Raw genomic sequence first — 6,418 nt, forward strand, 5'->3', positions numbered from 1 at the left:
GAGCAGGAGTGGGAGCAGCAGCGGACGCAGCACCGCGACACCCGCGCGCGTGCGGTCGGCAGCGTGTGGCGGGTGCGGGCACGGAGCGGGCTCGCGAGGGTGCGAGACAGGCGGGCGGGGCGCTGCGACGAGCCGACAGGTGGCCGGCTTGCGTGCGTCGGGCGTGCTTGGGATGGCGTGGGGACGGACCGGCGAATGCCGGGTTCGAGGCATGGCGCCGGGCGCCCCGTTCCCATCCTTGTCCGTCAGCAATCGGGGGCGGGGCACTTCGCCGCTCGCGTGCCGGCCCTTGCGAGGGGAGCGGAGGCCTGAGCCGATCGAGGGTAGGCCGGGGCAGGAAACGATTGTGCAGGGATCGGCCGTGCAGGGATCGGCTGAGCGATCGACTGGGCGGGGATCGACTGCGTAGCGATCGGCCAAGCGGGGATCGGCTGCGCAGCGATCGGCCAAGCCGAGACCGGCGCCGTCGTGCGCGTGTCGTATGGCGGGTCCGCTCAGCCGAGCAGCGGCACGAGCAAGGCGGCCCACAGCGCGAGCGACAGCGGCAGTGCGATCACAAGGCCCTGCAGCGGCAGCGAGCGCTGCGGCAGGATGGGCGGCATGCCGTCCTGCGACGGCGACGGATGCCCGAGCGGGCGGATGACGTGCATCGATCCTCTCCAATCGACCCTTTTGGGGGATCCATTCTGAACCCGAAACGACCAACAACCGGTTAAACCGCCGCTTCGTCACCAAGGGCTGGCCAACCTGTTGATACAACGTGCAAACCCCCACGCGGTTGCGCGGGCGGGAGAGCGATCACGGGGTGGCGTGTGCCGTGCATAGTGCCCGTCGACGGCGTTGAGAATCGTGACAGTAGGCAATCTTTAAGGCCTATCACTTCCAACTTGTTAGCACGAACCGGCACACTTTGGTCGTTCGGTTTGCAACAAAAAGGCGGAAACGATAGGGGCCCGGCATTATGGCGAACCCCGTCCAACTCATCCGCCCCAAGCGTTTCGGCGACAGCCGTGGCTGGTTCACCGAGGTCTATTCGGAGCCTGCGTTCGCCGCGCTCGGCATCACGTGCCGGTTCGTGCAGGACAATCACTCGCTGTCCGTTCCCGCCTTCACGCTGCGTGGCCTGCATTTCCAGACGCCCCCGCGCGGGCAGGACAAGCTGGTGCGCTGCATCCGGGGGCGGATCTTCGACGTCGCAGTGGATGTTCGCAAAGGTTCGCCGACCTACGGCCAGTGGGTCGGGGCGGAGCTCAGCGCGGAGAACGGGCACCAGCTGTTCATCCCCATCGGCTTCGCGCACGCCTTCGTCACGCTCGAGCCCGATTGCGAGGTGACGTACAAATGCTCGGACACCTATGCGCCCGAGACCGACGGCGGGATCCGCTGGGACAGTGTCGGGATCGACTGGCCAATCCCCGCCGGCACGCTCCCTGAGCTCTCGCCCAAGGATGCCGCGCTCCCAGCGCTCGCCGATTTCGACAGCCCCTTCCCGTACGACGGCTCGCCCCTCGCCCCGCTCGCCTGAAGGACATATCAGACCCATGCGTATCTTCGTCACCGGCGGGGCCGGCTTCATCGGCTCGGCGCTCGTCCGCCACCTCATCGAGAACACCGAGTACGAGGTCCTGAACTTCGACAAGCTGACCTATGCCGGCACGCTGTCGACGGTCGAGCGCGTCGCGAACTCGAACCGCTACCGCTTCGTGCAGGGCGACATCTGCGACGCCGAGGCGGTGCGCGCCGCGATCGCCGAGTTCCGCCCCGACATCGTCACGCATCTCGCCGCGGAAAGCCACGTCGACCGCTCGATCGACGGGCCGGGCGCGTTCATCCAGACCAATGTGGTGGGCACCTACACGATGCTCGCCGAGGCGCGTAGCTATTGGCAGGGGCTCGAGGGCGAGGCGAAGGCGCGGTTTCGCTTCCACCATATCTCGACCGACGAGGTCTACGGCTCGCTCGGCGATACCGGCCTCTTCACCGAGGACACACCGTACGATCCGCGCTCGCCCTATTCGGCCAGCAAGGCGGGCTCCGACCATCTCGTCAGCGCCTGGGGCCACACCTTCGGCCTGCCGGTGCTGATCACCAATTGCTCGAACAACTATGGCCCGTATCACTTCCCCGAGAAGCTCGTCCCGCTAATGATCGCCAAGGCGCTCGATGGCGAACCGCTGCCGGTCTACGGCAAGGGCGATCAGGTGCGCGACTGGCTGTTCGTCGAGGATCACGTCCGCGCGCTGCAGGCGGTGTTCGAGCGCGGCGAGCTCGGCCGGACGTACAATGTCGGCGGGTTCAACGAGAAGCAGAACATCGAGGTCGTCCACACGATCTGCGGCATCCTCGATACCTTGCGCCCACGCGCCGACGGCAAGCCTTATGCCGACCAGATCACCTCGGTTGCCGACCGTCCGGGGCACGACAAGCGCTACGCGATCGACGCGACGCGGATCGAGCAGGAACTCGGCTGGCGGCCTGAGGAGACGTTCGAGACCGGGATCGAGAAGACGGTGCGCTGGTATCTCGACAACGAGGCCTGGTGGCGCCCGATCGTCGCCAAGGGCGCAGCGCAGCGCCGCGGCGTTGCCGCATGAAGGCGATCCTCGTCACCGGCGGGAACGGCCAGCTCGGCACCGAGCTGCAGCGCTGCGCCTGGCCTGAGGGCTATGAGGTGGTGGCGATCGACGTCGCCGACCTCGATCTCACCGATACCGCGGCGATCGCCGCCAAGGTCGCGGCCGGACACAATGGGCGCGAGTGGGCCGCAGTGATCAACGGCGCGGCCTATACCGCGGTCGACAAGGCGGAGAGCGACCTCGTCACCGCCTGGGCGGTCAACGCCATGGCCCCCGCGGCGTTCGGCAAGGCGTGTGCGGAAGCCGGCATCCCGCTCGTCCAGATCTCGACCGATTACGTCTTCGCCGGCGACAAGCAGGGCGCGTGGGAGGTCGACGATCCCGTCGCCCCGCTCGGCGTCTATGGCGCGTCGAAGCTCGGCGGTGAGCTCGCGGTACGCACCTCGGGCGCGCGGCACGTGATCGTGCGCACCGCCTGGGTCGTCTCGGCGCACGGCAACAATTTCGTAAAGACGATGCTGCGCGTCGGTGCCGAGCGCGATACGCTGACCGTTGTCGAGGACCAGCACGGCACGCCGACCAGCGCCGCGGATCTGGCGCAGACGCTGATGACGATCACGCTGCGGCTGGTCGAGGACGCCGACGCCCCCACCGGCACGTTCCACTTCTCCAACGCCGGGCCGACCACCTGGGCAGGCTTCGCCCGCGAGATCTTCGCGCAGAGCGCCGCGCGCGGCGGGGCGCAGGCGGCGGTGCAGGGCATCCCGACCAGCGACTATCCGACGCCGGCCAGCCGCCCGGCCAATTCGCTGCTCAGCCACGAAGCGATCGGCAAGGCCTACGGCATCCAGCCGCGCGCGTGGCAGGACGCGCTCGGCGACATTCTCGACGAACTGATCGGGGCACCTCAGAAGGACGGGAAGGCATGAAGGGCATCATTCTCGCGGGCGGTTCGGGCACGCGGCTCCACCCGGCAACGCTCGCGGTGAACAAGCAGCTCTTGCCGGTCTACGACAAGCCGATGATCTATTATCCGCTGTCGGTGCTGATGCTCGCCGGCATCCGCGACGTGCTGATCATCTCGAGCCCCGAATTCCTCGGCAACTACCAGCGGCTGTTCGGCGACGGCTCCGCCTTCGGCCTCCGGATGAGCTACGCCGAGCAGCCCAGCCCCGACGGGCTCGCGCAGGCCTTCACGATCGGCGCGGACTTCATCGGCGACGACAATGTCGCGCTGGTGCTTGGCGACAACATCTTCTTCGGCGCGCATCTCACCGACCTGCTCGCGAGCGCAGTCGCGAGGCAGAGCGGCGCGACGGTGTTCAGCTACCGCGTCGAGGATCCCGAGCGCTACGGCGTGGTCGAACTCGCCGAGGACGGCCGCGCTGTCAGTCTCGAGGAGAAGCCGGAAAACCCGAAGTCGAACCACGCGGTGACCGGCCTCTATTTCTACGACAATCGCGTCGTCGAATACGCCCGCAACTTGAAGCCCTCCCCGCGCGGCGAGCTCGAGATCACCGACCTCAACCGCCTCTACATGGAAGCGGGGGACCTCTACGTCGAGCAGATGGGCCGCGGTTACGCCTGGCTCGATACCGGCACGCACGACAGCCTGCTCGAGGCGTCCGAGTTCGTCCGCACGCTCCAGCACCGCCAAGGCATCCAGATCGCCTGCATCGAGGAAATCGCCTTTCAGATGGGCTTCATTTCCGCCGACCAGGCACGCGCAGCCGGCGAACGCTTCAAGAAGACCGCCTACGGCCGCGCGATCCTCAACGCCGTCGACGGCCACTGAGCGCTACGCTGCATAGTGACGCTGCAAACACGCAATGATTGTATCACCTGTCGAAGATAGATTGTGGCGACCAGAAAAGCGATAAGTGCCGGCATATGGAGCACGATCGATCTTAGCGCTCGGTTAGGTATCCACTTCTTTGTATCGATTGCATTGGCGAGAATACTGACGCCGACCGATTTCGGCATTTTCGCTCTGGTAATGTTTTTCGTAGCGATATCGCAGGTCCTCGTAGATCGAGGTTTGGCCACGGCACTGATCCAAAGCGAGGCGCCTTCGCTGGAACAGAAGACGTCGCTGTTCTGGCATACAATTTTGTTCTCCCTGTTCCTTGGGCTTGTCACTGCGGCAATCGCGCCGGCCTTTGCGGACTATTTCGGGTACCCGGTCCTTGAGCCGCTGTTGTACGTGTGCGCCGCGATCGTACCGACCAGCGCGCTGGCTTCAATCCCGACCGCGCTGCTGCAGCGCGATCTGCGGTTCGACGTGATCGCGAAGGCCGGTCTGGCTGCCTCGACGCTGAGTGCGGTGGCAGCCATCGCGGCCGCGCTGTACGGTGCCGGCGTCTGGAGCTTCGCGGCGCAGGCGGCCACCTATTCGCTGGCGAATTCCTGCCTCATTTGGCGCATGGGGAGGTGGAACCCGCTGCCCCGCTTGCATCTGGGTGCCGCGCTGCCGCTGGTGCGGTTCGGATCGTTCGTGACCCTGACCAGCCTGGTCGATGTTGTCTATACCAACGGCGCCTCGCTCATCATCGGTCGATTGCACGGCGCGCGTGATCTGGGTTTCTACAACCGGGCGCAGAATCTGCAGAACTTGCCCGGAAACATCCTCGCGGCGATCGTGACGCGGGTGGCGCTGCCGCTGTTCTCGGCAAAGGTAGGTGACCGCGAGGCACTCAGAAGCGGCGTACGCCTCGTCCAGGGGACGATCATGCTGATCAACCTGCCCTTGATGGCAGCGCTGGCGATCATCCCGGACCTGGTCATCCAGTTCCTCTACGGTCCCAAATGGCTGTTCGCGGCGCCGATCCTCAGGATCCTCGCGGTAGGCGGGATTCTGTTTCCGCTGCAGGTGGTGAATATGCAGCTCGTGCTATCACAGGGCCGTTCGGGTCTTTCCTTCAAGATCGAGTTTCTCAAGAAAATCATCGGGCTTGCCGCGCTGCTGATTGGCAGCCTTCATGGCCTGGAAGGGATGGCGATCGGGCAAGCCGTGTCGGTCTATCTCGGTTTCTTCATCAATGCGGCGGTCACCGGCAGGATGATCGGCTATTCTCCGGGCGCGCAGCTGAAAGACCTGTCGGGAATTGGGGCGATCACCGCGGTGATGACCGGTACGGTATTGGCGGTTAGGCCGCTGCTGGGATACGGCAACGACATCGATCTGCTGCTGCTCGCTCTGCTGGGCGGCGCAATCTTCGTGATATGTGCCGTTCTGCTGCGGATCGGCATCATCGACGAGCTGATCGAGATGACGCCGCTACGCCGTTTTGCGCATCGTATCCCGACGGTCTTCAAGCGATAGCCAGGCTGGCTCGAACGCTGTTGAGCGCCTGATCATCGCGGCCGGGATCAGGCCAACGGCATTCGCTCGCCTGATGTCTCTGATTTCGGCGTCGGATTCGCAGGCAGATCCTGGGCCGGCGCCGACGGCCCACTTGTCGCATCCCCGCCCATCCGGTCGTGCGCATGTCGCTCGACGTAGACGTTGTCGACGAGGTCAGAATTCGGGGTGTATTCGCGCACTGTGTCACACAGGATTTGACGAAGCGTGGCAGGATCACGCTGCGCGACGGCCTGGCGCAGCTTCTCCAGCCAGGGATTCAGCTGATCTGTCGGCAAGTAGCTTTCCATCGCCTTGCGGATGCGTGGATGCGCGGTCACCAGCGGCGCGTCCTCGATCAGCAGTTCCTCATACAGTTTCTCGCCCGGCCGCAGCCCGACGAATTGCAATTCGATGTCGCCGAACGGAGGGCATAGCGTGGATGGTACGCTAAACAACGCTAAGGGCGAACAATCAGCGAACGCTTAGGCGGCGCGGCTAT

Annotated in this window: 7 protein-coding genes; 5 read left to right on the top strand and 2 right to left on the bottom strand. The window is 65.3% G+C overall.

Going from position 1 to position 6,418, the window contains the following annotated elements; translation table 11 throughout:
* Positions 1-494: 494 nt before the first annotated feature.
* Complete coding sequence (locus ACH0AE_RS17510; protein WP_406876114.1) at positions 495-650, bottom strand: hypothetical protein; 156 nt, start codon at positions 648-650, stop codon at positions 495-497.
* A 311-nt stretch (positions 651-961) separates the two neighbouring features.
* On the opposite strand from ACH0AE_RS17510, the gene rfbC reads away from it, so the two are divergent.
* The 5 genes from rfbC to ACH0AE_RS17535 all read left to right on the top strand — a co-directional run bounded on the left by rfbC (position 962) and on the right by ACH0AE_RS17535 (position 5,898).
* Positions 962-1,525: a dTDP-4-dehydrorhamnose 3,5-epimerase gene (gene rfbC, locus ACH0AE_RS17515; RefSeq protein WP_406876115.1), complete on the top strand. Its 564-nt coding sequence runs from the start codon at positions 962-964 to the stop codon at positions 1,523-1,525.
* A 16-nt stretch (positions 1,526-1,541) separates the two neighbouring features.
* The gene (gene rfbB / locus ACH0AE_RS17520; RefSeq protein WP_406876116.1) at positions 1,542-2,594 is read left to right on the top strand and encodes a dTDP-glucose 4,6-dehydratase; all 1,053 of its coding nucleotides are present in this window, start codon (positions 1,542-1,544) and stop codon (positions 2,592-2,594) included.
* Positions 2,591-3,505: a dTDP-4-dehydrorhamnose reductase gene (rfbD, locus tag ACH0AE_RS17525; RefSeq protein WP_406876117.1), complete on the top strand. Its 915-nt coding sequence runs from the start codon at positions 2,591-2,593 to the stop codon at positions 3,503-3,505. Before rfbB ends, rfbD begins: the two co-directional genes overlap by 4 nt.
* A complete protein-coding gene (rfbA, locus tag ACH0AE_RS17530) occupies positions 3,502-4,371 on the top strand; it encodes a glucose-1-phosphate thymidylyltransferase RfbA (protein ID WP_406876118.1) in 870 nt (289 codons plus the stop codon). The genes rfbD and rfbA overlap by 4 nt, the downstream gene beginning before the upstream one ends.
* Before the next feature lie 63 nt (positions 4,372-4,434).
* A complete protein-coding gene (locus ACH0AE_RS17535; protein WP_406876119.1) occupies positions 4,435-5,898 on the top strand; it encodes a lipopolysaccharide biosynthesis protein in 1,464 nt (487 codons plus the stop codon).
* Positions 5,899-5,945: 47 nt separating this feature from the next.
* On the opposite strand, the gene ACH0AE_RS17540 is transcribed toward ACH0AE_RS17535, so the two are convergent.
* Positions 5,946-6,326, bottom strand: a complete 381-nt coding sequence (locus ACH0AE_RS17540; protein ID WP_406876120.1) for a polysaccharide biosynthesis protein — start codon at positions 6,324-6,326, stop codon at positions 5,946-5,948.
* Positions 6,327-6,418 lie beyond the last annotated feature (92 nt).

It is taken from the genome of Sphingomonas sp. 179-A 2A2 NHS (assembly GCF_045371305.1).
Classification (GTDB): Bacteria; Pseudomonadota; Alphaproteobacteria; order Sphingomonadales; family Sphingomonadaceae; genus Sphingomonas.